The sequence below is a fragment of the Acetobacteraceae bacterium genome (assembly GCA_039613835.1).
In the GTDB taxonomy this organism is placed as follows: Bacteria; Pseudomonadota; Alphaproteobacteria; order Acetobacterales; family Acetobacteraceae; genus Sorlinia.
Window position 1 is genome coordinate 1,114,968 of sequence record CP154827.1, and the last position, 23,968, is coordinate 1,138,935.

Consider the following 23,968-nt stretch of genomic DNA (forward strand, 5'->3'; position numbering starts at 1 on the left):
ATCATCCATGACAGGCGCATCGCCGGCGTCGCCCTGACGGGTATAGTGTCGGGGCGGGCCGTGCCATCAGCCAGCTTGCCGGTGAGGCGGGCAAAAAGACGGTTATGGAATTGGGTGGGTCCGACCCTTTCATCATTCTCGCCGATGCCGACCTTGAAAAAGCCGTCGACGGCGCTGTGGCATCGCGATTCGGAAATGGCGGGCAGGTTTGTATCGCCGCGAAGCGATTCATCGTCGATGAGTCGATTGCCGCTGATTTCACCGATCGGTTCGCCAAACCCATCGCTGCCATTCAACCGGGCGACCCGCTCGATAGTGAGACTTTCCTTGGCCCGATGTCGCGCATTGACCTGCGCGATACCCTGCATAAACAGGTGAAAATGGCGGTCAAGGAAGGGGCGAAACTTGTTTTGGTGGGAGTTCAAAACCGCGCCAACCCGGCGCCTGGTATCCGCCTATCCTTCTGACGGACGTCACGCCGGAAATGGCGTGTTTCCGGGAGGAGCTCTTTGACCCTGTTGCCTGCGTGATTGTCGCGAAAGATACGGATGACGCCATCAAATTGGCTAATGACAGTGATTTCGGCCTGTCATTCAGCCTTTGGACGAAAGATCTCGCAAAAGCTGAGCGATTGGCGGGCGAAATTGAAGCCGGGGCTGTCAATAATAAGGGGCCAAGCTCCGACCCGAACCTCCTGATCGGCGGGATCAAGGCGAGTGGTTACGGGTGGGAACTGACCGAGTTCGGCCTGCTGGAATTTATGAATATCAAACCTGTCTGGGCCGCCGCTTAGCCGGTTTAAGGCAACGCAAAGGATCGGCCATTTTACGGGCCGATCAGGCGCGGACCCGTGGCATGTTACGTGATGCCGCCCATTTTACATATAACGCCCCATTCTTCCGCTGTTATCGGCGCGACAGAGAGGCGGGATTGCCGCAGAAGGGCCATTTCAGAAAGTGCCGGTGTGGCTTTTATCTGGGCGAGGATGACGGGCCGCGCCATGGGTTTCACCGTGCGCACATCGACGCACACCCATCTCGGGTCATCGGAAGTCGGGTCCGGATAGGCAGTGCGCACGATTTCAACAATGCCGCGAATCGCCTTCTCTGTCATGGAATGATAAAAAAGGCTCGGTGGCCTCTCTCCATCGCGGCCAGATTATTGCGCGCCTGAAAATTGCGGACGCCGGTCCAGGGCTCAACGTTGTTGTGACATTGCATATCCCAGGAAAACGTAGCAGGCTCAGACTTGATCAACCAGTATTTCATGCGCTTCCTGACAGCGCGGCGAGGGCCGCGCTTGATTGCTGATGCGATGACAACCGCCCCTTTCCTGGACTCAGGCCGATTTCTTCAGCCTGAATCTGCGCCATTGTGACCGCTTTATGTGGCCAATCAAGGGGTGAATCATGTATGCGATATTCTGTACGTGTATATCGTGAGTTTCGTTTGAAAACCATTACGAACATTTCTCCCGACGAATCGTCCGCCCAACGCCCTAAAGTGATGGAGCGCTTCGCCAATCCGGGCCGATTTATCCGGGTGACGCAATGGCTCCTCCCCCTTCTGACCATTGCGGGCATCATCACGCTTGCCATCGGGCTTGGCTGGGCGCTGATTTTCGCACCGGCCGACTGGCAGCAGGGTGAGACGGTGCGCATCATGTATATCCATGTCCCCATGGCGATATTGGCCTCGACCGGCTATTTCCTTCTAGCAATCTGCGGCGCGTCCTCCCTCGTCTGGCGACACCCTATCGCCAATATCGCCGCGCGGGAGATCGGGCCGATTGGCGCGACGGTTACTACGCTCTGCCTGATCACCGGCTCTCTCTGGGGTAAACCGATGTGGGGCACGTGGTGGGTCTGGGATGCGCGACTGACTTCTGTCCTGCTGCTGTTTTTCCTCTATATCGGCCATATTGCGCTGATACGTGGTTTTGATGATGCGCAACGTGGCTATCGCGCCGCTTCCATTCTCGCGCTGGCCGGAGTGGTTGATCTGCCGATCATCAAATTCAGCGTCAATTGGTGGAACACATTGCACCAGCCTGACAGCATCACCCTGACACATGCGCCCGCCATGTCCCTTTCCATGCTGATGCCACTCGCCATCTGTATGGTCGGGTTTTTTCTTGGTTTCGCAGCGCTCGTGACAGGGCAGGTCAGGGCCGCCCTCCTCGAAATCAAATGGCGACGCGCGCGCTTCTCAGACAGATATGCGCCATCCGATGAAGAGGCGAACGCGCCAGCCACAACGGCGCACGCTGTGATGAGGGAGGAGGGATGACCAGCACCCACATTGCCTTTATCATTGCCGCTTACGGGCTGACAGTCGGAACACTGGCCACGCAGGCGCTTTTATGTTGGCGACGGCTGCGCTGCGTCCAAAGTCGGTTGCGGATGCGTAAGCCTCATCAGCCGCATCAATTGTGAGGCTGGAGCACCGAAATGTCTGAACGTGATGCCCCTTATCAAGGGCGGTCGGCCCGTCAGCGGCGTCGTTACGCCCGCAAGCCCCATCGCCTATGGATTATGCTGCTCTGCCTCATCTACCTCGCGGCGGCTTCGGCGCTTGTGCTGCGGGCTTTCTCATCCAGCATCGTTTTTTTTATGGCGCCATCGCAAGCGCTTGAGCACCCGCCACGTCCTGACCAATCGATCCGTTTGGGGGGCATGGTGGTCGCAGGCAGTCTCAAGCGATCTGTCGGGCCGAACGCCACGCCGGTAAATCAGTTTGACGTGACAGACGGGCAAAAAGCCGTCACGATCATTTATCGCGGCGTTCTGCCTGACCTGTTCCGTGAGGGTCAGAGCGTCGTCGCCATTGGCGTGATGACAGCGGATAAAAACCTGCAAGCCTCTGAAGTCCTCGCCAAACATGATGAAACCTACATGCCGAAGGAAGTCGCCGAAGCCCTGCGTAAAAGCGGCAAATGGGACCCGCGCTTCGGTAAACCACCGCGTGCGGAGGAATGGGACATGATGACAAAATCCCAGACCCGAAAGTCGATTGCACAGGCTGAACATGCATCTCATTGATCTTCTGACTCGTCTCAGCTTCGGCGCTGAGGCCGGGTGTTACTCTTTGGCGCTTGCCTGTGTCGCAGCATTCCTGCAATGCGTTATTGGCCTCTGGGGTGCAGGGCGCGGCGATGCGCGCCTCATGCATTTCACCTCGCTGCTAGCAGCGGCGCAACTCGTCGCCCTGCTGCTTGCTTTTCTGGCATTGATATTCAGCGCCGTCACGGATGATTTCTCAGTCCGCAATATCGTTGAGAATTCGGCGCGTGACAAACCGCTTCTCTATAAAATAACCGGGGTCTGGGGTAATCATGAGGGGTCCATTCTCCTCTGGGCACTCATATTGACCTTTTGCGGCATGTCCGTCGTTGCTTTCGGGCATCATCTGCCCAGCCGTCTCAAATCCCGTGTCATCGCCATATTGGGCGGCGTGTCGACCGGCTTCCTGCTTTTCTGCGTGACGACATCCAACCCGTTTGACCGCATCAACACCACGCCACCTTTGGACGGGTTCGGGATGAATCCGCTTTTGCAGGATCCCGGGCTTGCTTTCCACCCGCCTGTTCTCTATGCCGGCTATGTTGGGTTTGCCGTGCCTTTTGCCTTTGCGGTCGCGACGCTGATCGGTGGGCGCATTGATGCGGTCTGGGGGCGATGGGTGCGGCCCTGGGCACTGGGTGCCTGGTGCTTCCTGACCTGTGGCATCGCCATGGGCTCCTGGTGGTCTTATTATGTTTTGGGTTGGGGCGGATATTGGTTCTGGGACCCGGTTGAAAACGCCTCCCTTATCCCATGGCTGGCCGGGACGGCGCTGGTCCATTCCGCCATCGTGGTTGAGAAACGTGAGGCGCTGAAAGTCTGGACGATCCTCCTCGCCATCGCGACATTCTCATTTTCCCTCTCGGGGACATTCCTCGTCCGCTCGGGCATTCTCAACTCCGTCCATGCCTTTGCCAATGACCCGGCACGGGGGATTTTCATCCTTCTCCTTCTGGCCCTCGTTATTGGCACCGCCCTCGCCCTTTTTGCCTGGCGCGCGCCCAATCTCGTGGATGACGGGCATTTCATGCCGATCTCGCGGGAGGGGGCGTTGATCCTGAACAACATCCTGCTTTGCACCATTTGCGCGATCGTCCTTGTCGGGACGATGTATCCGCCCTTTATGCAGATTCTTACGGGCAGGACGTTATCCGTCGGCAAACCGTTTTTCGACGCCACCACCATCCCGCTGATACTTCCCCTTATGGCCGTGATGGTCGCCGGGCCACTCCTCTCCTGGAAGCGTGGTTGGCTCCGCCCCATTTTCAGGCGATTACGCTGGACGTTTGTGCCGCTCATCCTCACGGCCGTGCTGGCATCCTGCCTTTTATCCGGCCCTCTGCCGACGATCTGTGCGATATTTGCTGTGTGGCTGATTCTCGGCAGCCTCACCGATATTGGAGGCCGCGTGGCGCTCGGCACATCCTGGCAGGGTCGATGGCAGCGCCTGCGCCACCTCCCCCTCTCAAGCTGGGGTACGGCTTTGGCGCATATGGGTGTTGCCATCACGGTGCTGGGGATTACCGGCATGTCGCAATCACAGCAGAAAATCACTGAAATGGCGGAGGGCGCGCATGTTGCTTTTAGCGGCTATGAGTGGACGCTTGGCAATATACGCCAGCAGAAAGAGAAGAATTTCGACGCGCTGATTGCGGATGTCGTCGTCACACGTCACGGACGTGTCGTCACGGTGCTTCATCCGGCCCGGCATGTCTTTGCGCGTCAGCGTCAAATGGTGACGGATGTGGCCATTTACACAAATATGCTTCAGGACCTTTATTGTGTGCTGAGTGACGCGCGGGAGGAGAAGGATGGGCAGATGCTTTTTATATTGCGCCTGCATGTCAACCCCCTTGCGCCGTGGATCTGGTTGGGTGGATTGGTCATGGCGATGGGAGGCGCACTCTCCCTATGTGATCGACGCCGGCGATTCGGCGCGCCGAATCGCCGTTTAAATCGTGATGCGGCGGTGACGATATGATGCCCGTTCAGAAACGGCGTCTTGTCATGTCGCTTCCCATCCTGATCGCTCTCGCGATGGGAGGTGGTTTCTGGGCGATGCTGTCGGGCATGCGTGAGGGGCGCTTTGACCCGCGCGCTGTCGAGACGCCCGCGACGACAAGGCTGATCCCCGATTTTGACCTGCCGGGACTGATGCCGGACGAACCCCGATTGCGCCGCGCCATTTTGATGACACGGTCCAAACCGGTCCTGATCAATTTCTTTGCCTCATGGTGCATCCCCTGCATCACCGAGCTGCCAGAACTCCATAAATTGAGTCGGGATGTGATAATCTGGGGCATTGCCTATAAGGACCGGCCTGAAAATGCCCGTGCCCTCGTATTGCGCAATAACAAGCCCTATGAAATGATAGCACAGGATGTGGATGGGAATTTCGGAATCCAGATGGGAATCAATGGCGTGCCGGAGAGTTTTCTGGTCATGCCCAACGGGCGCATCATCTGGCATGATTCAGCGCCCATCACCTCAGAAACAATCAGGACCGTCATTCGCCCTCTGCTGAAAGCTGCGCGATGATGCGCTGTCTCCTGCTGATCTGCCTCCTGATGGTTACGATTTCCCCGGCCTTCGCGGTCGATGATCCGCGTGAACTCCTGCCTAACCCGGCGCAGGAAAGGATGGCCGAAAGGATCGATGCGGAGCTCAGGTGCCTTGTCTGCCAGAATGAGTCGATTGAGGATAGCTCTGCCTCTCTAGCGCGCGACCTGCGCCGTGTCGTGCGACAGCAAGTGGCGCAGGGGAAAAGCCGAGACGACATCTTGGCCTGGATGACAGGCCGCTACGGGGATTTTGTGCGCCTCAAGCCGCGCCTGACGGCGGCGACGGCGTTACTCTGGTTGACACCCATCATGGCCCTCGCGCTGGGACTTGTCCTCGCCAGCCGCATCTTCCGCCATCATAAGGAAACGGCGCCTTTGACGGATGAAGAACGCGCCCGTCTGGAGATCCTGCTGCAAAGCCGCGCGCCCACAAACCATGGCGGAGGCGGGGCCGAAAAATGACGATTGCGCTTTACATCATCCTGACGCTTTTATGCCTCTCACCTTTGCTTCTGGGACTGCTGAAACGCCAAAGACGGGAAACGGTCCCCTCCACCACGGATTCTGAACAGGCATTTTATGCCGCGCAATTGGACGCCCTTGAGGAGGAAAAACGCGCACGGCACCTTAATGACGTTGAGGCCAGGGATATGCAGATGGAAATCGCGCGGCGTCTCCTGCGCGCTAAAACCACGGAGCGTGCCCCGTCTCAACCCGTCTCCTGGCGGGTGATCGCTGCGATTTCCCTTCTGCTCCCAACGTTCGGCACCGCTTTATATCTCTATAAAGGTGAGCCAGGTTATGGGCCGCAATCAGCCTCAACCCCGCAAAGCGAGATTGACCCGCAAATGCGCCCCGTCATCGCTCGGCTTGAAAAGCAGGTCGCGGTCATTCAGCCGGATGACCCTGCTTATATCAAACTGCACCTTCTTCTGGCGGCCGTGCGTGAGAAGCAAAATCGACTGCTGGAGGCTTTGGCCCTGTATCGTGCGGCGCTTCACGTTCAGTTCGAGGCGCTTCTCGCTATTCACGTTGCGGACCTTCAGTCACAACTGGATAACCGCATTGATGAGCAAAGTTTGCGACTTTATGAGCGCGCCTTGGATGCCGCCCCAAAGGATGCGCCCTGGCGTCTGGAAGTGCAGAAACGCATCGCCCAGGGCGAGCATGATACGCAGCCCGCACCATGACGCGCTCTGAAACCGGCTGTAAGAACCGTGGTGCCGTTCTCTTCAAGAATCGCTTCAGGCCGCGCGCTCAAGACAATACTGTTGAGGCGCGTGTTTTCCTCTGCCCCGTCTGCCATGAGGAGATCTGGCAATCAGCGGAGGCCTGTCCGCATTGCCGCAGTCGGCGAATTTTCGGCCCGACATATTGGGAAAGCGGTATAGCGATAGGGATTGGCGTAGCAGCAGGTCTTTTTTACAGTCTGACAATTCTTAATCGAGTCTCATGGGCGTTTCCATGCGCGGCCGTCGGTGCCATGGTCGGGTTTTACGTGGCACAGATACGTTTTGATGGTGACCGATGGCGTAGAGGGTCGGATAGATGACAGAAATCGCGGTCAACGACGCTTTTCCAAGCTGCAAATTCGGGTAGAGCTGCGCGGACGACAGGCCGAGTGAAGCAGTTCGAGCCGTTTTTAAGTCGGACACCTATATCGGTCTCGCCCCTCACCGTGCCTCGACGGGTGAGAACGACGTGAATGCGAGGATCGCCTCGATTTGAGGGGAGAACCGCCTCAACTTCACGCGCCGTTCTTTCATGATTGAGAATCAATGTGTCATCGCCCTGCAAATATTCCACTTTGTTTTTCATATCGACGATATGGGAAACAACTTCCGGGATTTGATTGAGATAAAAATCAAGATGAAAAGGCTTGTTACGAAGCATCACTCCGGCCATCACACTTAAAAGCCGGGCGATTTTTGACCCTGGCTTCGGTGAGAAGGCGCTTTCTTCTCTGAGTTTGAATTTTCCCAATTGAGAATTTCCGAAGCTTTGTCATGCACCCATCCTCCTTGAGAAACGGGTACGGCTTGGAGATAACGTTGATTTTCCGTTATGAAAAAGGCGTAGCTTCCTCCTTCATTTTCAATCAGATCAACTGGCACTGCCAAACCGGATAGAGAAGATTCATGGATGACGATACTGATCATTTTCGCTTCGCTGGAGACGAGGAAGGCCCTCTCTCGATCGCCATCGATAAACACAGCGAGGACAAGTTTCTTGAAAAATCGGTCATCCAATGACGAGAGATATCCCGTTCTGGGATCCAATTTTACAATGGCGCCTTCATGAGTCAGTACGTCATAAAATTTTACATCGACATGGGACGAGATTGGGAAACGTCCCATATTGTGGATATAAAAATTATTCCTTTTTTTCTCTGAAGAGATCAGAAATGGTTTGCGCAAAACTTTCGACATCTCTGATTGTCTTCGTCTCATAGTAATTTGCATCTTTTTCTTCAGCGTCGACGATATTGCCTGACTGTATGTAGTTAATCTGGGCCTCATTAACACCATCCATCATCAGGAAATTGCTATCGACGGCATTTTTCACATTCAAAGCAACGCCGCAGGGCGTTGGCGTGAAAATGGAAGTATAGAAAGCTGAACCGACTGGACCAACGACGATGTTATTGTTCCTGAACAACGAAATCTGCCTGTCAATGGAGAGTTGCTCCGGGTAGATGATTCAAAAACCCGAAGCCCTCAAATAACGTTCCAGCACGCCTTCATTGTCAATCTTGACAGTTCCGCAGACCAATTGTGACCGGGAAACGTAAATATCCCTGTTTTTCAGAAGTTTTTGCTCATCAAGCCGCTCCATGGCCCGATTCCCAAGCGTGTGACAATACTCCGCCATGCGCCTGTAGCTATAACCCTGTTCAGTAAAGGTCGGCGCAGGGACAATCAGTTTACGGATTCGAATGGGATGATCGGGACAGATAAAGTCATCTTTTGTGAGTTCCAAAAGGTCGAAAAGCTCAATCGCCCACTTGAATGTGAAAACCTCATCCAGGCCCCGGGCGCACCGCACGAGGATTTTTTCATTGGTTCTTACCTCTTTGATGGCCCAAAGGCGGGATATAAACTCTGTGATGAAATGGTCGTATTGATCATGGACATGGCCTGCAAAAATAGCCGCCTCAATAACAGGGTAGGAAGCCGCGATTACTGGGTCGGTCCAGTTCGGTTGACCTTTAGGAATTGACGGAGATTGATGATGGAAAGCAGCCTGCGGGATGAGATATCCCTCACGCGTAAATACCCCCATGAGATTGTCGAAATGATTGTAACCACACATATAAATGGCGTCTGCAAAGGAGAAGACTTCAGGATCGGAATAAAAGTTGATTCCAATGCGCTCCGGGAATTTTTCTTTTTTGATCTTAGTCATTCGCATTTCATTCCTTAAACATATCAGATCTTTAAATTTTCTCGGAATTTCTTATCTCCCCGTCGACGCAGCAAGGTTGAAAATTCAGATAACCCTTATTCAAGGTTTTTTACAGTATAGTCGATATGTCCACAACAGATGATTGTTGTAATCAAGGTCGTGTGAATTTTACATTGTGTAAATAACTCATACAACAACATATTGATGTTTCGGGATCGCGTGCGCGACATAAGGATGCGCAGGCACAGCGCCCTCTCAGCCCTGATGCTCTTTATGCGGCGTCGCGATGAATTTTGCCGTCACCGTCCCCGCCCGGCCTCTCATCCACAATCCTGACCGTCTCGGCTTCCCACAGGCTGAAGGCAGCTTCATCCCGGGATTATGAATTTCATTTCATCAAACCTTCACACACCGTCACGACGACGCTGAATAAGTTGAGGGGCGTTCACGACCTCTAAAGGAATTTCCGGAGATGAAGCCTCGCAAGCGGCACCGCGTCCTCACCTTGCCCCTTTTCTATTCACCCCTCGCCCTGATGTATGAAAATGCCGATGCCGCTGGCGGGAAACATCAGCCTAGTTCAGGGCAACACCCCGCTAGAATACACACAGCTGAGAAAACGAGATCCATCAATGCGCCCGCCGCGCCGGAGCAGATCGTCGCCACCGGCTCAGGCGCGCTTGGCACGGCGTCAACCTCCAATCTTGGTGGCACGTTGCTTTTCACGTCGCTTGATCCAAAAACCCGATATGGTGCCCAGCTCGACCAGAGTTTCGGGAGTTTATCAAGTTTCCGCACCTATGGCGCGGTTGGATACCGACACATTCGGCCATGGAAATGCGGCCTATATTGCCTGGGCACGTCAGGATGCCCGCGCCTGGGACTTTGTTGGTCATCAGGGGGCCACCAGGTCAATCTGAAATTTGTTCATAAGAGCCTCAGCGACAAATTCGCCTATTTTTTCGATTGGTCTGACAAGGTTGAGCCAAATGAAGACGGGATTGTGCTCCCGAGCGGTTACGGCACGTATGTACGACCCTTCACCTACCCTGATTTCAACTATGCAAAAACCTATCTCAATACGCCCGCCTACCGGCAGGCCGGTTTGAATTACCGCAATTACTACTCCGCCGCGCAACGGCAGGATTTTCTGACCTATTTTAAATGGCAGCATGATTTCAGCCGCCACCTGCATTGGGATAACAGTTTTTACTTCCATCATAATCTTGGCGAAGGTGTTGTCGCAGGCCCGATCAGTGCCGCAGGTCTACCGACTTTGTTCAGAGCCTATTTCCCTGATCAGAATGCCGATCAACTCAGCAATGTGTTTAGCGGGCCAGGCTACGCGACCCGCACAACCGAATATTGGGATAATCGCGGTGGCGTGATTTCAACCCTGCGCTACCATCTTGATCGTCATAATATCGAATTAGGGGGCTGGTATGAGCGGAATAATAACACGCAGGCGCGGCGTTGGTATCCGCTTCAGGCCGATCATCCAACGACACCTTATGCGCGTCAGCAAAATGCGCTGATCAATCAATACACGAATTATTTTTACACAAATAGCTGGATGACCCACCTTCAGGACAGCTGGAAAGTCTCGGATAAATTGACGCTTCTGGCGGGGTTTAAATCTGAACTGGTCTGCACGAAAGGGACGTTGCCCGTCGCGGCCCGGCCGGGCTCACTCTCCCCGGCGACATCCATCACCGTGCCCGGGGGCCGGATTGCCGCGGTCAAGCCCTTCCTCCCCTCCTTCGGCGCACTATGGAATATCACGCCGCATGAGCAGCTTTTTGCCAATATTTAGGAAAATATGCGTGCATTTCAGGCGGCAGGCTATGGCAATGTCACGCCCTGGGGTTCAACAAGCCAGGCCGCTTTCGAAAATTTCCGTCAGAATGGCAAGGTTGAAACCTCATGGACCTATGAGACCAGCCTGCGTACCCATCATCGCCTGCATGTTGGCCCGTTGACGGATATTTCCGCGCAGCTTGAATATTATCATGTGCATTTCTCGAACCGTCTTGTGGCCATCGCCTCAACCCAGAGCCTGTCCTCCATTATCGGTGCCGCGATAACATTGGCGAATGTCGGCTCCATCTCCACCAATGGCATGGATTTTTCATTCACCGCGCAGCTTGGTCCGCATTTCTCCATCTATAATGGCCTCTCTTAATAATAAATCAGTGTATAATGATGATTATACTTCCGGTCATTCCACGATCCGCATCGCGGGACGCAATGTCGCAGGACAGCCGGACCGGACCGAGAAATTTGTGGTGACCACAAATTGGGGTCGTTTCTACGGCCAGCTGATCGGTGATGTCATGGGCAAACGTCACACGACCTATATGAATGACCTCTGGGCTGCGTCAAATGCGCAGTTCAGCATGAATGCCGGTTACAACATTCGGGGCATCCCGCATGTGCCGTCGCTGCGCGTCCAGGGCAATATCACCAACCTGACCGGCACACGGGGTTGGTTGACGGTCAATGTGGATCAGGTTTCCCGTCAGTTTACAGCCGACCCCATCGCCCCGCGCGTGTACTTCCTGACACTCAGCGCTCTTTGGTAAGGAATAATAATATGCTGACACGTCGTCATGCCCTCCTCCTCGGCATTGCCGGGATGTGCGCACCGGCTTTCGCCGCACCCTCCCTCGCCCCGCGCCCCCTGGTTTTCGCGCATCGCGGGGCCTCCGCCCTGCGGCCGGAGCACACGCTGGCATCCTACGCAAAAGCGATGGAGGATGGGGCCGATTATATCGAACCTGACCTCGTCATGACAAAGGATAGCGTCCTCGTTGTGCGCCATGAAAGCAATATCATCGACACGACTGATGTCGCTTCACGACGCGAATTCGCCGCACGCAAGCGCAGCCTTGTCATTGATGGAATAACCGAGACAGGCTGGTTCACCGCTGATTTCACCCTTAAGGAGCTTAAAACGCTGCGCGCAAAGGAGCGCCTACCGAAGATCCGCCCGCATAATACGCGTTATGATGGGCATTTGATATACCCACCTTTGAGGAGGTGATTGATTTTGTCGCTGCCGAGTCCGCCGCGCGTGGGAAGACATTCGGGTTGATCCCGAAGATTAAAAATTCAACGCATTTTCATCGCCTCGGCCTTGACCCTGAGACAATGTTTCTTGAGACCATCGCGACTCATCAATATACGCGTCACGCCCCGCTTGAACTTCAATCCTTCGAGACCGGCAATCTCAAGGCCATCGGCGGCAAAACGCGCGTCATCAACCCGCAAGCCCGCGTAATGTTTCTGATGGGGCGCCGGATGAGATACCGCCTGACCTGATGGGAACCCAAATGCCATGAATTTCGGCGCCTTCATGACCCCTGCGGGCCTACGGAAAGTGCGCCGCTTCGCCAACGTTATCGGCCCTTCCAACGCGGACCTTATCCCGCGCAAAAAGATGGGTCCTGGAGCAGGCCGACATCTTTGATCACCGATGCGCATGAGGCGGGGCTTCTCGTGCATTCTTGCACGGCACGACCGGAGAATTTTTTCCTCCCAAAGGAATTGCGCAATGGTGCCGCGCCGGAAGCCTGCAACCCTGAGGCCATGATTGCCGAGGTTAAACGCTATCTTGATATGGGTCTGGACGGCTTCTTTACGGATGACCCGGCTTTTGAACGGCTTGCCGTCGACCGGCCTGGCTGAACCCGTCCCGCGCAACGTTGCCATGTGGAGGGCCGCGTGCCCTGCATGGCATGTCTTCGTGTCAAGCTGGCCTGCAATTGGCAGGTATTACGCTCTCAGCCGCCATCCGCGCACGCAATGCGAACGCCCCTCATCGTCTCACGGGGGCGCGTATCGCCCCCTTCCCTTCAGGCGACAATACGCGCCCTCGAAATCGGCAATGCAAAATAACGTTCAGGATCTGCTTTGCCCCTTTGAGCTTGGCTTGGGAGCAGGTATGAGAAAAATATGTCCGCGCCGTCAACCCTTTTCCAGCGCTTCTTCCCGACGACGCTGCTTGATCGCTACGTCCTCAAGCAATTGGCGTTAGGACTGACGGGCATCACGACAGGCGCCATCGCTTTGATCTGGCTGATGCAGTCACTGCGCTTCGTCTCCCTCGTTGTGGATCGCGGACTTTCATTGCGGGTGTTTATTGAGCTGACCGGCCTGATGATTCCGTCATTCCTCGCTGTCATCCTGCCGATCACCACTTTCCTCGTCATTCTCTTCGGTTATCAGCGCATGACGAGCGACCGGGAAACCACCGTGATGCAGGCGGCGGGGCTTTCCGCCTCTCAAATGGCGCGGCCCGGCGTCATCTGCGCCACCATTGCGACCGTGCTCTGCTATCTGCTCAATCTCTGGATTGTCCCGACTTCCTACCATTCCTTCAAGAAATATCAGTTTGAAATCCGGAACCGCCTTGCCGCCTATCTTATCCAGGAAGGCGTATTTACGCCGCTTTCAAAGGATATGACGGTCTATATGCGCAGCAAGGACCGTAATGGCCAGTTGCGGGGCATTTTTGTCGAAGATGACCGCCTGCCGCAAAGTCATGCCACCATTCTGGCAGAATATGGCTCAATGATCGTCGTCGACGATGTGCCACATGTTGTGCTTTATAACGGCTCGCGACAGGAAATCGACAGGCATAATGGAAGGCTGGATGTCTTGACCTTTAAGCGGAATCTCATTGACCTCACTTCCAAAAATCACCCGGCGCGGCAACCGCGGGATGCGGGGGAAATGTCGATTTCCGAATTATTAAATCCTGAAAATGCCAGTGTCAGCCCCCGGGACCGCGGAAAATTCGCAGTCGAAGCCTGGAGGCGCCTGACATCCCCTCTGACTGCGCTATCATACGGGATGGTCGCGCTTTTCACCGTCCTGAGCGGCGCATTCTCCCGCCACGGTAACATCAAGCGGCCCTTCATCGCGATCCTGACAGTGGTGGCGATGATCGCCCTCAACCTTCTGCTGCAAAATCTGACGAGCCGCAATTTACAGCTCGTCCCCCTGATGTGGATCGTCGCCGAACTGCCCGCCGCCTTATGCGCCGGGCTATTATTCGGACCTGAACTCCGGCAGCGTTTGCGGCCCCGTCTCTCCTGACATGGCGGCAGCTTCACCCCCTTCCGCGCACCGCGTCGGTGTCGCCGTCACGCTTGCCCTTTATGTCGGGCGCTCCTTCACCTGGGTTGTCATCGCCATGATCCTGGCCCTGACCGGGCTGGTTTCACTTTTCGATTTCATTGATCTGCTGCGACGTGTCTCCACAAAACCCGATGTACCCACCACCCTCGTTTTTGAGATTGCGGGGCTGCACGTCCCTTATTTCATGATTCTCATCATGCCTTTCGGGATTTTGCTCGGCGGTATCGTCTGTTTCTGGCGCCTGACACGCTCATCGGAGTTGATTGTGGCCCGGGCAGCGGGCATTTCCGCCTGGCAGTTTCTGACGGCGCCCCTTGCCGCGGCGCTGCTGATCGGCGGGCTGGGCACGACCGCGATTTCGCCCCTCTCATCTTTCATGTTCCGCCAGGCTGAACTCCTGGACCAGACTTATCTTCAGACCGGTGGCGGCCCCCTGACATTCAACGGCACCAACCTCTGGCTGCGAGAGGCGGAACCGGATAAGGGCGTCGCCATCATCCATGCTGAGAATGTCCATCGGGAAGGCGTGTCGCTGCGCCTCGGAACCGTCTCGATTTTTCGTCTGGATGACAGAGACCACCTGATCGAACGCCTGACCGCCAGTTCCGGCCGCCTTATCGAGGGTTTCTGGGAGCTTGAAGGCGTGTCCTTGGTGCGGCCGAACCATCTGCCGGATCAGATCGGCAACACAAAAATCCCGACCAGCCTGACATTGGGCCGAGTTGAGCAGAGTTTCGCCTCGCCTGACACGCTGTCGATCTGGGCACTCCCCCGATTTATCCGGCTGCTTCAGGCCTCCGGTTTTTCAACGATCCGTCACAGATTACATTTTCAGACACTCTTGGCGTTGCCGATACTTTGTGGGACGATGGCCCTCGTCTCTGCCGGGTTTTCAATGCGCCCAACGCGGCGCGGCGGTGTCGTGCGGATGCTTGGCTCCGGCGTTGCTGCCGGGTTTGCCTTGTTCAGCGTTTCCAAGATCGCGGCCCAGTTTGGCGAATCGGGGGCACTTCCGCCACTTCTTGCCGCGTGGGCACCGACGATTGCCGGTTTGTGTCTCGCTGTGGCGCTATTGCTACATTTGGAGGATGGTTAATGGCGGGTAAGCGGCGCAGAAACGGGCACCGGCGGAGAAATCTCGCCGCTGTGGCCCTGTTGGGCGGCGTCGGGCTGACAACACATGACAGCGCCAAAGCAGGCGGGATGCGTCGGGAGCCGGGGCCGAAAGTCAATATCGGCAAAACCTCCTCCTCAAGTGAGCCTGTCACTTACCTCGCTGATCACGAATCCTACACGAAAGATGGCGTTGCCACCTGGTCCGGCAATGTTCAGGTCTGGCAGGGTGATCAGGCCATGCGCGCCGATAAGATCGTTTATGATCGGAATTCCGGCATTATGCGCGCGATGGGGCACATCGCCATGATCGAGCCGGACAACAGCACGATTTTCACCAACACGCTGGAATTGAGTAATGGCATGCATAATGCCATCGCGCGCGGCATTTACATTCGGATGCAGGATAACGCCAAAATCGCCGCGAATGGGATGAGACGAACGGAAAGCCGGATCAATGACCTCAGCAAGGTGATTTATACGGCGTGCAAAACCTGTGAGAAAAATCCGGACAAACCGCCTTTCTGGCAAATCCGGGCTTATGACGCCAAACAGGATTCGGAACATAAAAGGATAGAATTTTCCCACGCTTATCTTCAGTTTTTCGGGGTGCCCGTCTTTTATTTCCCGTTATTTTCTATGACGGACCCGACCGTGAAACGGCAAAGCGGCTTCCTCATGCTAGGTATCAGCCCGCATGACCGCTATCTCGGCACCTACGCCACCATCCCATATTACTGGGTCATTAATGACTCACAGGATATGACGGTGCAGGCCCTCGTCTCCACCCGCACCGGCCCGCAGATCAGCGCTCAATATCGGAATAATCTGCGCTTCGGGAAAATTCGCTTCACGGGCGGTGTTGCCGACGCAACCCGTCACAACACGTCTTTCCTGAACTTCCTTGATCAGAGGATGGAAAGCACGAGCACGACGGGCATACAGGGTTATGCGCGTGGTAAAGTCGATTTCGTCATTAATCGCAATTGGCGTGCCGGGGCCAATGTCAATGTTGCCTCTTCAGCAAATTACATGCGCGATTATCGCATCACCGGTTACGGTAACGAAGTCCTTGCCTCTGATGGGTTTGTCGAGGGCTTTGGCGTCGGGTCCTGGGCGCGCCTGGATGCGCAGCTTTATCAGGGGCTGAATCAGGGCGTCATTCAAAACTCGCAATTGCCTTTTGTCCTGCCACGTTTCAGTTATGGCTTTCAGGCGCAGCGTGACCCGTTAGGAGGTGTCTTCTCGGTCAATACGACGGATTTCGTTGTTTACCGCCCTGAAGGTGTCAATACGGACCGGGCGCAGATCCGCCTCAATTGGGATCGGCCTTTTCATAACTCGCTTGGGCAGGAACAGCTGTTTACATTGCGTCTCGATGCGGCAGGGTATCAGGCCAGCCATTACCGTCAGCAACCCCTTTATGCACCGATCGGCGGCACGCACACGTCAGGCCAGTTCCTCCCCACAGCGGCGCTGAAAGTCAGTTGGCCTTTCATGCGCAGTTTCGCGCACGGCGCCGGGGTGCAGATCATCGAACCGATCGGGCAGATCATCGCATCCCCGACACGGTTCTATAAGCCCACCAGCCTCATCCCGAATGAGGACAGCTTCCAATATGAGTTCACCGACAGCACGCTCTTCTCCCTCAACCGTTATAACGGGACGGATCGGCTCGATAGCGGTGTGCGCGGCAATGTCGGGCTGCATGGCAACTGGACATGGCGCGGGCACGTGATCGATTTCCTCGTCGGGGAGAGCATTCAGAGGTCGATCGACCCTTATCGCTCACCTTATGACGGGCTTGGGCATCACTTATCGAGCCCGGTGGGCCGCATCCGGCTGAGCCCCAACCACTTCGTCGATCTGACGGTGCGCGGCCGTTACAACCCTTACGGGAAGCCCTTTGACTATGGTGAGGTCCTGGTGAATACGGGGGTCAATCACTTCCATGTCAATGCGGGCTATATTTACGAGCCCATCACACCTTATTACCTCTATCAGCAAAATTACCGCTTCAATCAGGTCTCACGCGCTTACTCCACCCCGATCAGTGAAATCACCGCCGGGGTAAATGGCGATTATAGTCATTATCACGCATCTGTTTACGGGCGTCGCTCGTTATCACGCAAGGAGTTCGTCAGCATCGGCGGCGATGTCGGATACGCCAATGATTGCTTCGGCTTGGACGTTATGTTTATCAAACAATATACTTTCATCGGAGGGCAGCAGCGCAATACGACGGTGCTCTTCAACTTCACTCTGAAAACCATCGGAACCTTCGGGATAAACGGCTGATATTGATCGTGACCTTCACACTCCATAATTTCCGTCGTCGCTCTTTAAGAGGCATGTCTCATAGTCTGGTCGCGGTCAGTCTGCTGAGCCTCGGCCATATCACACCCGCTGACGCCGAACATGGCAGGCACGCCGTGACAAAACATCATGCCGTCAAGAAGCCCGACGCCGCATCACCTCCGGAAGCGCAGATCATCGGCACCATTAACGGCCAGGTTCTGACCGAGCGTGACGTTGAAAATCGTGGACGCCTCTTCGCCCTCTCAACCGGATTATCGATCAGCCCTGAACTGATGCAGCGCCTGCGCCCCCAGATCATCCGGCAACTGGTTGATGAGCGCATCAAAACGCAGGAGCTGTTGAAACGGCACATCAACATCCCGCCCCAGCAGATCGCCGACACTATCCGCAATATTGAAGCCCGGAATGGGATGCCGACCGATGCGCTGCGCAGCCGCCTACGTAATGATGGCGTTTCCCTGTCAACACTGATCGACCAGATCCGCGTTCAACTTGGCTGGATGACGATTTTACGTCAGGAAGTGGGCGGGCGGGCGCGCATCACCGCGCGCGAGATTGAGCAGCGTGAAGCGGCGCTTAAAGCTGAAGAAGGACGCCCACAATATAATGTCAGTGAGATTTTCGTCCCGGTCGCTGACCCGCGCCACCCGGAGCCGGAACTCGAATTTACCAAGACCATCATCGCGGAGCTTCGGAAAGGCGCGCCCTTCCCCATTGTTGCGGCCCAGTTCTCCCGCGCGCAGACGGCTCTGGATGGGGGCGCTCTCGGGTGGGTTCAGGAGGATAGTCTTGACCCGCCTGTCGTCTCTATCGTGCGCGCCATGCCGATTGGGGCGATCTCCAACCCCATTCAGGTGGCGGGCGGGTATGATATCGTGGCCGTCCATGCAAGACGCACGGTCGGGCATCAGCTGGCGAATCTGGTCACGTTACGTCAGGCTTTCTTCCCCTTCACCTCAGCTTTAAACCCCCGAAACCCGACTGAGCAGCAGAAACAGGCGCTCGACCGGGCCACCAACGCTGTTAAACGCGTGCGAGGCTGTAGCGCCATGGAGCAGCTCAATAAGTCACTGGGGGAGAAACGCCCCTCTGACCCGGGGAATGGGTCTAGCCTCGTCCTTGACCGCATGAATGAGCAAATGAAATCCGTCATCAGTCATCTCGGTATCGGCGTCCCAAGCAAACCGCTTGTCTCCCCGGACGGGATTGCGCTGATTATGGTTTGCGCCCGTGAGCAGAAAAATGTTGCGCAGCAATCACCCAGCGAAATCGCGGATAATCTGTTGAATGAACGCGTTGAACAAGCCTCGCGACAGCTTGAGCGCGATCTGGAACGCCGCTCCATCATCAAACTGCGCCCGAACGCTCATGCATCTGCGCATTAATTTCGGCTTTTATAAGGTCTGATCCGTCCGTGACGAACGCCGCGACTTTCCCTCCGCTGCGCCAGGCGATGGAGCAGCACGGTCTCTCACCCCGTAAAAGCCTGGGGCAGCATTTCCTCCTCGACCCGTCCATTGTCGCGCGCATCGCGCAGCTGGCGGGCCAGCTTGACGGTGTGACCGTGGTTGAAGTCGGGCCGGGTCCCGGCGGATTGACGCGCGCGCTGCTTCGGACGGAAGCCGCTCAGATCTTCACTGTGGAGATTGACCCGCGGGCCATCCCGATCCTCAAAGATCTCAAGGCGTATGAACCAAATCGTCTGCATATCATCCAGGCGGATGCGCTGAGGCAGGACATGGCGGCGTTCGGGACCGCCCCGAGGCAACTCGTTGCAAACCTGCCTTATAATGTCGGCACCAAGCTTCTGGTCAACTCGTTGGCACAGGCGGCGATGTGGCGTCGTATGACGCTGATGTTTCAGCGGGAAGTGGCGGACCGCATCTGCGCGCAAGCCGGAACGGCCGCTTATGGGCGGCTGAGCGTGTTGGCCCAGTTCTGCGCGTCGTGCAGCATTGTCATGCATGTGCCCGCCGGTGCTTTCACGCCCCCGCCCAAAATTGACTCAGCAGTAGTGGATATCAGACCCCATGCCGAGCAGCCTTCAGCGGCATTATTTCTTGCCATGGGGCGGGTGACCGCCGCCTTCGGCCAAAGGCGCAAAATGCTGCGCAGCGCGCTGAAAACTCTTCATGGTGAGACGCTTCTGGACCGCACCGGAATTGACCCCTCACGCAGGGCCGAGACATTGAGCGTCGCAGAGTTTACGCAACTCGCCACCTTATTGCGCGACATTGAAAGCGAGGCAGCGTAAGAAGCGGTTACTGAAACCCTTTTTCCGGCCATTAAACGCCGTGCTCCCACTTATTTTTCCTTCGGCTGGCCTGCATCCCGCATCATGTAGTCGCGGGTCAATGGCACGGCGTTGATATCTCTCGTCAATTGCAGCTGAAAATTCATGTGACCCTGCAGTCTAAAAGCGAGTTCAGCACCGGTAAGATAGAACTCAAACATCCGGCAGAAACGCTCATCATAAAGCGCGCGGATTTGATCGCGATTTTTGCTGAAGCGCACCCGCCAGGCGGAAAGCGTCTTGGCGTAATGAAGGCGCAGAATTTCACAATCGGTCAGCCAGAGGCCGGATCGCTCAATGCTGGGTAACACCTCACTCAATGCGGGGGAATAACCGCCGGGGAAAATATATTTATTGATCCACGGATTGGTTGAGCCCGGCCCATCTGATCGCCCGATCGCATGAATAAGCGCCACCCCGTCCGGATTGAGGCTGCGCGCAACGGTTTGAAAAAACGCGTCGTAATGATTGATCCCGACATGCTCAAACATGCCGACTGAAACGATGCGATCATGAGTTTGCTGCGATTTGCGATAATCGCGGAGCTCGAACTTAACCAGGTTTTCAAGCCCGGCCTCCTGCGCGCGTTGCCGCGAGACCTCCAATTGCTCCCGCGAGAGGGTGATGCCCGTCACATGGGCGCCGTAATCCTTCGCCAGAGTCAATGCCATCCCGCCCCAGCCGCATCCGATATCCAGTACCTGCAAACCCGGGCGATCCAGTCGCAATTTCGCGGCGATATGGCGCTTTTTTGTGGTTTGCGCTTCCTCCAGCGACATATCATCGCGCTCAAAATAAGCGCAGGAATATTGCATGTCGTCATCAAGAAACAGCGCATAAAGGTCGCGATTCAGGTCGTAATGCTGTGCGATATTTTTCCGCGCGCGAACAAGCCCGTTGAGCTGACGCACGCGGCGGGTCATGTAACGCCCGTAAGCTTCGAGACGGTTCGGAAGGTGATTGGAGGATCGCATATTATCCATCAACACAGTCAGGACATCTTCAAGGCTGCAATCAACGGCTTCAATATCGCCATTCATCCAGCTTTCGCCAAAAGCCAGCTCGGAATTAAGCAGAAGGCCACGGAGGGCGGAGTCGGCATTAATGCGTATCGTGGCGGCGCGTTCATTCTCCTCACCCTTGAACGACCTAGCAGTGCCATCCGGAAGGATAACCGTCAGCGCGCCTGTCCGAATAAACGCTTTGAGAATTTTTTCCAGAAGAAACGTCATCGTCGCCCCAATTCCTGTCAGCTTGGTTGCCCTTATGAGAAACCTTAGCGAAATCCCCGTCAATGCTTATGGAAAAAAATTTCGTGCCACTGATGATTGAGGTGGCTTCATGTTTTGGACAAATATTCGTTAATGGCGCGCGCCATCATACTCTCATCTCATGATGCCATTTTTGTACAATTCATGCATAAGGACGTATGGACATAGAAACAGGCCAGAAAATCATAGTGATTCACCACCCATATTACATGGGGCGGGCACATGCGCGCAATCCCGCATCATAGCGCAAAAAACCCGGCGAAAGAGATCGCCGGGTTTTCCACGAAATCACGATGGTGGTGTGATCAACTTTCAGAAACGTCGCTGACTTCCTCCGTAGCCTCCGCCTCGGCAACCACTTCACCTTCTTCAGCATGCACTTCCGGCTCTTCAACGTCATCATGCTCAAGCCCGATAACTTCGCCTTTCGCCTGACGCTCAGCCTCTTCCTCGGAACGCGCAACATTGACCGTGACGGAAATCGTGACTTCCGGATGGAGCACAACCTGCACCGCCACGAGTCCCAGCAATTTGATCGGATGCGGCAGCACAACCTGCGTACGCTCAACCGTCAAACCGGACACAGTGATCGCCTCAGCAATATCGCGTGAGGTGACTGAACCATAAAGGCTGCCGCTGTCGCCAGCCTGGCGGATGATGACAACCGCCAGACCATCCATACGCTCAGCAAGACGTTCCGCCTCCTCACGCTTTTTGAGGTTCAGCGCCTCAAGCTGCGCGCGGTCCGTTTCAAAACGCTTGCGGTTTGTCTCGTTTGCGCGCAGGGCCTTGCCCTTCGGCAGCAGGAAATTGCGTGCATAACCGGGCTTGACGCGCACGACATCGCCCATCTGGCCGAGATGCGCAACGCGCTCGAGGAGGATCAATTCAATCTGTGACATGATGTGCCCCTCAGCTCATGACGTAAGGCAGAAGCGCCAGAAAGCGCGCGCGCTTGATCGCCTGGGCGAGTTCACGCTGCTTCTTGGCGGAAACCGCCGTGATGCGGCTCGGCACGATTTTGCCGCGCTCGGAAAGATAGCGGCTTAGCAGGCGCACATCCTTATAATCGATCTTCGGCGCATTTTTGTCGGAGAACGGACAGGATTTGCGACGCCGGTAAAAAGGACGACGTGCCCCGACGGCCATGCGACGCGCTGCGGGATTCACTTCATTCGTTGTGTCTGTCATGAGGCTTACTCCGCATCCATGTCGGCGTTTTCACGCGCGCGATATTCTTCACGGTCATCACCGCGACGTCCGCCGCGACCGCTTTCAAAGCGCCCTGACGGCTTGTTGCCACCGGCACGGAAACCGCCACGATCACCCCCGCGATCCTCGTTTTTGCGCGACAGGATCGGCGATGGTGCCTGGTCAATTGCATCGACACGCAGGGTCAGGACGCGCAAGACATCCTCATTGAAGCTCAGCTGACGCTCAAGCTCCCGAATCAGTTCGGGCTGCGCATTGAGGCCGAGAAGGACATAATGCCCCTTGCGGTTTTTCTTGATGCGGTAAGCGAGGCTGCGAAGGCCCCAGAATTCGCGTTTTTCGATCGATCCACCGCCTTTAGTCAGCAGCTTCTCGATTTGTTCAACAATTCCCTCGACCTGCGCCTGAGAGATATCGTTACGTGCAATCAGCACGCTTTCATATAATGGCATTGTGACTCCCTTTGGATTGCTTCAACCCGATCACGCCTTGATGGCGGTGACATCCTTTCCCCAGGATTATGGGTATAGCCGTTGCGATGCCGTCGCCCGGCAGGAAAGAGGTTGCGTAAACCACATTCAGACCGATAAAGCAAGGTAAATCACGGTCGGCCCGACTGCACCCCGTTCCAAAAAAAACGGCCCCAACGCTTTCCGCGCGGGGCCGCTCATTTTTCTCAAAGCCTTTGGCGGATGTCAGGCCGCGGCGATTTCCTGCCGGGTCACATCGGCCTTCGTGACAGTCAGATAAGGCCCTTCCTGCAATAACTGAATATGCAAGGAAAAATCCAAGCTGCCACGTTCTTCAGAGGAGGGCACCCTCAAGACGGCGCATCCATCTGTTCACCTTGCGGCGGGGTGCTCGATACCATGCCACCCCGACGCATCATCGGTGAAATGATGCGTGACCTCCATGATGTGCTGCGGCCCTATCAGATGAACCGCCCCCACCAGCACTCCCAGCACACGCCGGTCATCCACATAAGGACTAATCACATCACACGGCCGGCTCGCACGCCCGGCAAGGCGCGCACATACAGGCTCCACCTGCTCACGCGTCACAAATAGCGGGGCCGCAAGCTCCGACACCGTCTTCAGCCGCAATCCCACAACGCCATGCCCCGCGCTGAAGCGCGCTCGGTTGCCCGTATCCAGATATGTCTCCACATGCAGGCCCGCCACACTGACAATCGCGTGCTTCTCCGTCTCAAAATGGTGAAAACGGTATGTCGGCATCTCACGCTCATAGGCAATGCTACCCCCATTGACGAGCATACGCACAGGGATCAGCCCGCCATCCACAAAAACACAATGTTCCGACGTCACCAGAACGTCCTCAAACGGCGCACCAGGGCCAAAAGCATCCTTGACGATACGCACAGCGTAGCCCGCAAGGTCACCGGGGACATCCGCCCGGCACGTCACATCGCCCTCACCCACCCAGCGCACGGGTGAGGGCGATGTGACGTGCCATCCTCATAGGGTCATCACAAGGTCGCCAGGTGCCAGATCCTCAACCAAGCGCCAGCCTTCCGGCGTCTTAATCCGTGTGCCAGGCAGAAAGCACGTCTCAATGTTCGTGCCGCCGTGAC

25 protein-coding genes and 3 pseudogenes are annotated in these 23,968 nt (G+C 55.8%); 18 read left to right on the forward strand and 10 right to left on the reverse strand.

Going from position 1 to position 23,968, the window contains the following annotated elements; genetic code table 11:
- Nucleotides 1–104 precede the first annotated feature (104 nt).
- Both AAYR33_06165 and AAYR33_06170 read left to right on the forward strand, forming a co-directional pair.
- On the forward strand, nucleotides 105–467 hold the full coding sequence (locus AAYR33_06165; GenBank protein ID XAO70664.1) for an aldehyde dehydrogenase family protein: 363 nt from the start codon (nucleotides 105–107) through the stop codon (nucleotides 465–467).
- Nucleotides 458–793: an aldehyde dehydrogenase family protein gene (locus AAYR33_06170; protein ID XAO72411.1), complete on the forward strand. Its 336-nt coding sequence runs from the start codon at nucleotides 458–460 to the stop codon at nucleotides 791–793. The genes AAYR33_06165 and AAYR33_06170 overlap by 10 nt, the downstream gene beginning before the upstream one ends.
- 65 nt (nucleotides 794–858) lie before the next feature.
- Here the strand turns inward: AAYR33_06170 and AAYR33_06175 are convergent.
- Nucleotides 859–1,268: pseudogene (locus tag AAYR33_06175) on the reverse strand (EVE domain-containing protein).
- Between the two features lie 237 nt (nucleotides 1,269–1,505).
- On the opposite strand from AAYR33_06175, the gene AAYR33_06180 reads away from it, so the two are divergent.
- Genes AAYR33_06180 through ccmI form a run of 7 tightly spaced genes read left to right on the forward strand, consistent with a single transcriptional unit; the run spans nucleotide 1,506 to nucleotide 6,812 of the window.
- The gene (locus AAYR33_06180; protein XAO72412.1) at nucleotides 1,506–2,288 is read left to right on the forward strand and encodes a heme ABC transporter permease; all 783 of its coding nucleotides are present in this window, start codon (nucleotides 1,506–1,508) and stop codon (nucleotides 2,286–2,288) included.
- Complete coding sequence (locus tag AAYR33_06185) at nucleotides 2,285–2,434, forward strand: hypothetical protein (protein ID XAO70665.1); 150 nt, start codon at nucleotides 2,285–2,287, stop codon at nucleotides 2,432–2,434. The genes AAYR33_06180 and AAYR33_06185 overlap by 4 nt, the downstream gene beginning before the upstream one ends.
- A 15-nt stretch (nucleotides 2,435–2,449) precedes the next feature.
- Nucleotides 2,450–3,040, forward strand: a complete 591-nt coding sequence (gene ccmE, locus AAYR33_06190) for a cytochrome c maturation protein CcmE (protein XAO70666.1) — start codon at nucleotides 2,450–2,452, stop codon at nucleotides 3,038–3,040.
- Nucleotides 3,027–5,042, forward strand: coding sequence for a heme lyase CcmF/NrfE family subunit (locus AAYR33_06195; GenBank protein XAO70667.1), 2,016 nt, complete (start codon nucleotides 3,027–3,029; stop codon nucleotides 5,040–5,042). Before ccmE ends, AAYR33_06195 begins: the two co-directional genes overlap by 14 nt.
- 26 nt (nucleotides 5,043–5,068) lie before the next feature.
- Nucleotides 5,069–5,599 carry a redoxin domain-containing protein gene (locus AAYR33_06200; GenBank protein XAO70668.1) on the forward strand — a complete coding sequence of 177 codons (531 nt, stop codon included), beginning with the start codon at nucleotides 5,069–5,071 and terminating at the stop codon, nucleotides 5,597–5,599.
- Nucleotides 5,596–6,084 (forward strand): cytochrome c-type biogenesis protein, encoded by a 489-nt coding sequence (locus AAYR33_06205; protein ID XAO70669.1) that lies wholly within the window; start codon nucleotides 5,596–5,598, stop codon nucleotides 6,082–6,084. The genes AAYR33_06200 and AAYR33_06205 overlap by 4 nt, the downstream gene beginning before the upstream one ends.
- The gene (ccmI, locus tag AAYR33_06210; protein XAO70670.1) at nucleotides 6,081–6,812 is read left to right on the forward strand and encodes a c-type cytochrome biogenesis protein CcmI; all 732 of its coding nucleotides are present in this window, start codon (nucleotides 6,081–6,083) and stop codon (nucleotides 6,810–6,812) included. The genes AAYR33_06205 and ccmI overlap by 4 nt, the downstream gene beginning before the upstream one ends.
- A gap of 304 nt (nucleotides 6,813–7,116) precedes the next feature.
- Here ccmI and AAYR33_06215 read toward each other — a convergent pair whose 3' ends face one another.
- From AAYR33_06215 to AAYR33_06230, 4 genes are read right to left on the reverse strand one after another with little or no spacing between them, the layout of a single operon-like run.
- Complete coding sequence (locus tag AAYR33_06215) at nucleotides 7,117–7,527, reverse strand: hypothetical protein (protein XAO70671.1); 411 nt, start codon at nucleotides 7,525–7,527, stop codon at nucleotides 7,117–7,119.
- 5 nt (nucleotides 7,528–7,532) lie between these two features.
- Nucleotides 7,533–8,051, reverse strand: coding sequence for a hypothetical protein (locus AAYR33_06220; protein ID XAO70672.1), 519 nt, complete (start codon nucleotides 8,049–8,051; stop codon nucleotides 7,533–7,535).
- On the reverse strand, nucleotides 7,996–8,322 hold the full coding sequence (locus AAYR33_06225; GenBank protein XAO72413.1) for a glycosyltransferase family 61 protein: 327 nt from the start codon (nucleotides 8,320–8,322) through the stop codon (nucleotides 7,996–7,998). Before AAYR33_06225 ends, AAYR33_06220 begins: the two co-directional genes overlap by 56 nt.
- On the reverse strand, nucleotides 8,323–9,027 hold the full coding sequence (locus tag AAYR33_06230) for a hypothetical protein (protein XAO70673.1): 705 nt from the start codon (nucleotides 9,025–9,027) through the stop codon (nucleotides 8,323–8,325).
- Between the two features lie 658 nt (nucleotides 9,028–9,685).
- Between AAYR33_06230 and AAYR33_06235 the strand changes: the two are divergent.
- The 9 genes and pseudogenes from AAYR33_06235 to rsmA all read left to right on the forward strand — a co-directional run bounded on the left by AAYR33_06235 (nucleotide 9,686) and on the right by rsmA (nucleotide 19,855).
- Nucleotides 9,686–11,609: pseudogene (locus AAYR33_06235) on the forward strand (TonB-dependent receptor).
- Nucleotides 11,610–11,620: 11 nt separating this feature from the next.
- The gene (locus tag AAYR33_06240) at nucleotides 11,621–12,070 is read left to right on the forward strand and encodes a glycerophosphodiester phosphodiesterase family protein (GenBank protein XAO70674.1); all 450 of its coding nucleotides are present in this window, start codon (nucleotides 11,621–11,623) and stop codon (nucleotides 12,068–12,070) included.
- Nucleotides 12,067–12,348, forward strand: a complete 282-nt coding sequence (locus AAYR33_06245; GenBank protein ID XAO70675.1) for a hypothetical protein — start codon at nucleotides 12,067–12,069, stop codon at nucleotides 12,346–12,348. The genes AAYR33_06240 and AAYR33_06245 overlap by 4 nt, the downstream gene beginning before the upstream one ends.
- A gap of 144 nt (nucleotides 12,349–12,492) precedes the next feature.
- On the forward strand, nucleotides 12,493–12,714 hold the full coding sequence (locus tag AAYR33_06250) for a hypothetical protein (protein XAO70676.1): 222 nt from the start codon (nucleotides 12,493–12,495) through the stop codon (nucleotides 12,712–12,714).
- 267 nt (nucleotides 12,715–12,981) lie between these two features.
- Nucleotides 12,982–14,127, forward strand: a complete 1,146-nt coding sequence (lptF, locus tag AAYR33_06255; GenBank protein XAO70677.1) for an LPS export ABC transporter permease LptF — start codon at nucleotides 12,982–12,984, stop codon at nucleotides 14,125–14,127.
- A gap of 1 nt (nucleotide 14,128) precedes the next feature.
- On the forward strand, nucleotides 14,129–15,265 hold the full coding sequence (gene lptG / locus AAYR33_06260; GenBank protein XAO70678.1) for an LPS export ABC transporter permease LptG: 1,137 nt from the start codon (nucleotides 14,129–14,131) through the stop codon (nucleotides 15,263–15,265).
- Nucleotides 15,265–17,580 (forward strand): LPS assembly protein LptD, encoded by a 2,316-nt coding sequence (lptD, locus tag AAYR33_06265; GenBank protein ID XAO70679.1) that lies wholly within the window; start codon nucleotides 15,265–15,267, stop codon nucleotides 17,578–17,580. Before lptG ends, lptD begins: the two co-directional genes overlap by 1 nt.
- 53 nt (nucleotides 17,581–17,633) lie before the next feature.
- The gene (locus AAYR33_06270; protein XAO70680.1) at nucleotides 17,634–18,986 is read left to right on the forward strand and encodes a peptidylprolyl isomerase; all 1,353 of its coding nucleotides are present in this window, start codon (nucleotides 17,634–17,636) and stop codon (nucleotides 18,984–18,986) included.
- Between the two features lie 68 nt (nucleotides 18,987–19,054).
- On the forward strand, nucleotides 19,055–19,855 hold the full coding sequence (gene rsmA, locus AAYR33_06275; GenBank protein XAO72414.1) for a 16S rRNA (adenine(1518)-N(6)/adenine(1519)-N(6))-dimethyltransferase RsmA: 801 nt from the start codon (nucleotides 19,055–19,057) through the stop codon (nucleotides 19,853–19,855).
- A gap of 50 nt (nucleotides 19,856–19,905) precedes the next feature.
- Here rsmA and AAYR33_06280 read toward each other — a convergent pair whose 3' ends face one another.
- The 5 genes and pseudogenes from AAYR33_06280 to AAYR33_06300 form a co-directional block, all read right to left on the reverse strand.
- Nucleotides 19,906–21,126 carry a cyclopropane-fatty-acyl-phospholipid synthase family protein gene (locus AAYR33_06280; GenBank protein XAO70681.1) on the reverse strand — a complete coding sequence of 407 codons (1,221 nt, stop codon included), beginning with the start codon at nucleotides 21,124–21,126 and terminating at the stop codon, nucleotides 19,906–19,908.
- Nucleotides 21,127–21,470: 344 nt separating this feature from the next.
- A complete protein-coding gene (gene rplI / locus AAYR33_06285; protein ID XAO70682.1) occupies nucleotides 21,471–22,067 on the reverse strand; it encodes a 50S ribosomal protein L9 in 597 nt (198 codons plus the stop codon).
- 10 nt (nucleotides 22,068–22,077) lie between these two features.
- On the reverse strand, nucleotides 22,078–22,356 hold the full coding sequence (gene rpsR / locus AAYR33_06290; GenBank protein XAO70683.1) for a 30S ribosomal protein S18: 279 nt from the start codon (nucleotides 22,354–22,356) through the stop codon (nucleotides 22,078–22,080).
- Nucleotides 22,357–22,361: 5 nt separating this feature from the next.
- Complete coding sequence (rpsF, locus tag AAYR33_06295; GenBank protein XAO70684.1) at nucleotides 22,362–22,829, reverse strand: 30S ribosomal protein S6; 468 nt, start codon at nucleotides 22,827–22,829, stop codon at nucleotides 22,362–22,364.
- Between the two features lie 390 nt (nucleotides 22,830–23,219).
- A pseudogene (locus AAYR33_06300) lies at nucleotides 23,220–23,951 on the reverse strand (Hint domain-containing protein).
- Between the last annotated feature and the right edge of the window lie 17 nt (nucleotides 23,952–23,968).

What these genes read in the sequence shown, in the direction of transcription:
- AAYR33_06165 (XAO70664.1), top strand. Translation starts at nt 105, where the DNA reads ATGGAATTGGGTGGGTCCGACCCTTTCATCATTCTCGCCGATGCCGAC.
- AAYR33_06180 (XAO72412.1), top strand. Translation starts at nt 1,506, where the DNA reads ATGGAGCGCTTCGCCAATCCGGGCCGATTTATCCGGGTGACGCAATGG.
- AAYR33_06185 (XAO70665.1), top strand. Translation starts at nt 2,285, where the DNA reads ATGACCAGCACCCACATTGCCTTTATCATTGCCGCTTACGGGCTGACA.
- ccmE (XAO70666.1), top strand. Translation starts at nt 2,450, where the DNA reads ATGTCTGAACGTGATGCCCCTTATCAAGGGCGGTCGGCCCGTCAGCGG.
- AAYR33_06195 (XAO70667.1), top strand. Translation starts at nt 3,027, where the DNA reads ATGCATCTCATTGATCTTCTGACTCGTCTCAGCTTCGGCGCTGAGGCC.
- AAYR33_06200 (XAO70668.1), top strand. Translation starts at nt 5,069, where the DNA reads ATGTCGCTTCCCATCCTGATCGCTCTCGCGATGGGAGGTGGTTTCTGG.
- AAYR33_06205 (XAO70669.1), top strand. Translation starts at nt 5,596, where the DNA reads ATGATGCGCTGTCTCCTGCTGATCTGCCTCCTGATGGTTACGATTTCC.
- ccmI (XAO70670.1), top strand. Translation starts at nt 6,081, where the DNA reads ATGACGATTGCGCTTTACATCATCCTGACGCTTTTATGCCTCTCACCT.
- AAYR33_06215 (XAO70671.1), bottom strand. Translation starts at nt 7,527, where the DNA reads ATGGCCGGAGTGATGCTTCGTAACAAGCCTTTTCATCTTGATTTTTAT.
- AAYR33_06220 (XAO70672.1), bottom strand. Translation starts at nt 8,051, where the DNA reads ATGTCGAAAGTTTTGCGCAAACCATTTCTGATCTCTTCAGAGAAAAAA.
- AAYR33_06230 (XAO70673.1), bottom strand. Translation starts at nt 9,027, where the DNA reads ATGACTAAGATCAAAAAAGAAAAATTCCCGGAGCGCATTGGAATCAAC.
- AAYR33_06240 (XAO70674.1), top strand. Translation starts at nt 11,621, where the DNA reads ATGCTGACACGTCGTCATGCCCTCCTCCTCGGCATTGCCGGGATGTGC.
- lptF (XAO70677.1), top strand. Translation starts at nt 12,982, where the DNA reads ATGTCCGCGCCGTCAACCCTTTTCCAGCGCTTCTTCCCGACGACGCTG.
- lptG (XAO70678.1), top strand. Translation starts at nt 14,129, where the DNA reads ATGGCGGCAGCTTCACCCCCTTCCGCGCACCGCGTCGGTGTCGCCGTC.
- lptD (XAO70679.1), top strand. Translation starts at nt 15,265, where the DNA reads ATGGCGGGTAAGCGGCGCAGAAACGGGCACCGGCGGAGAAATCTCGCC.
- AAYR33_06270 (XAO70680.1), top strand. Translation starts at nt 17,634, where the DNA reads ATGTCTCATAGTCTGGTCGCGGTCAGTCTGCTGAGCCTCGGCCATATC.
- rsmA (XAO72414.1), top strand. Translation starts at nt 19,055, where the DNA reads ATGGAGCAGCACGGTCTCTCACCCCGTAAAAGCCTGGGGCAGCATTTC.
- AAYR33_06280 (XAO70681.1), bottom strand. Translation starts at nt 21,126, where the DNA reads ATGACGTTTCTTCTGGAAAAAATTCTCAAAGCGTTTATTCGGACAGGC.
- rplI (XAO70682.1), bottom strand. Translation starts at nt 22,067, where the DNA reads ATGTCACAGATTGAATTGATCCTCCTCGAGCGCGTTGCGCATCTCGGC.
- rpsR (XAO70683.1), bottom strand. Translation starts at nt 22,356, where the DNA reads ATGACAGACACAACGAATGAAGTGAATCCCGCAGCGCGTCGCATGGCC.
- rpsF (XAO70684.1), bottom strand. Translation starts at nt 22,829, where the DNA reads ATGCCATTATATGAAAGCGTGCTGATTGCACGTAACGATATCTCTCAG.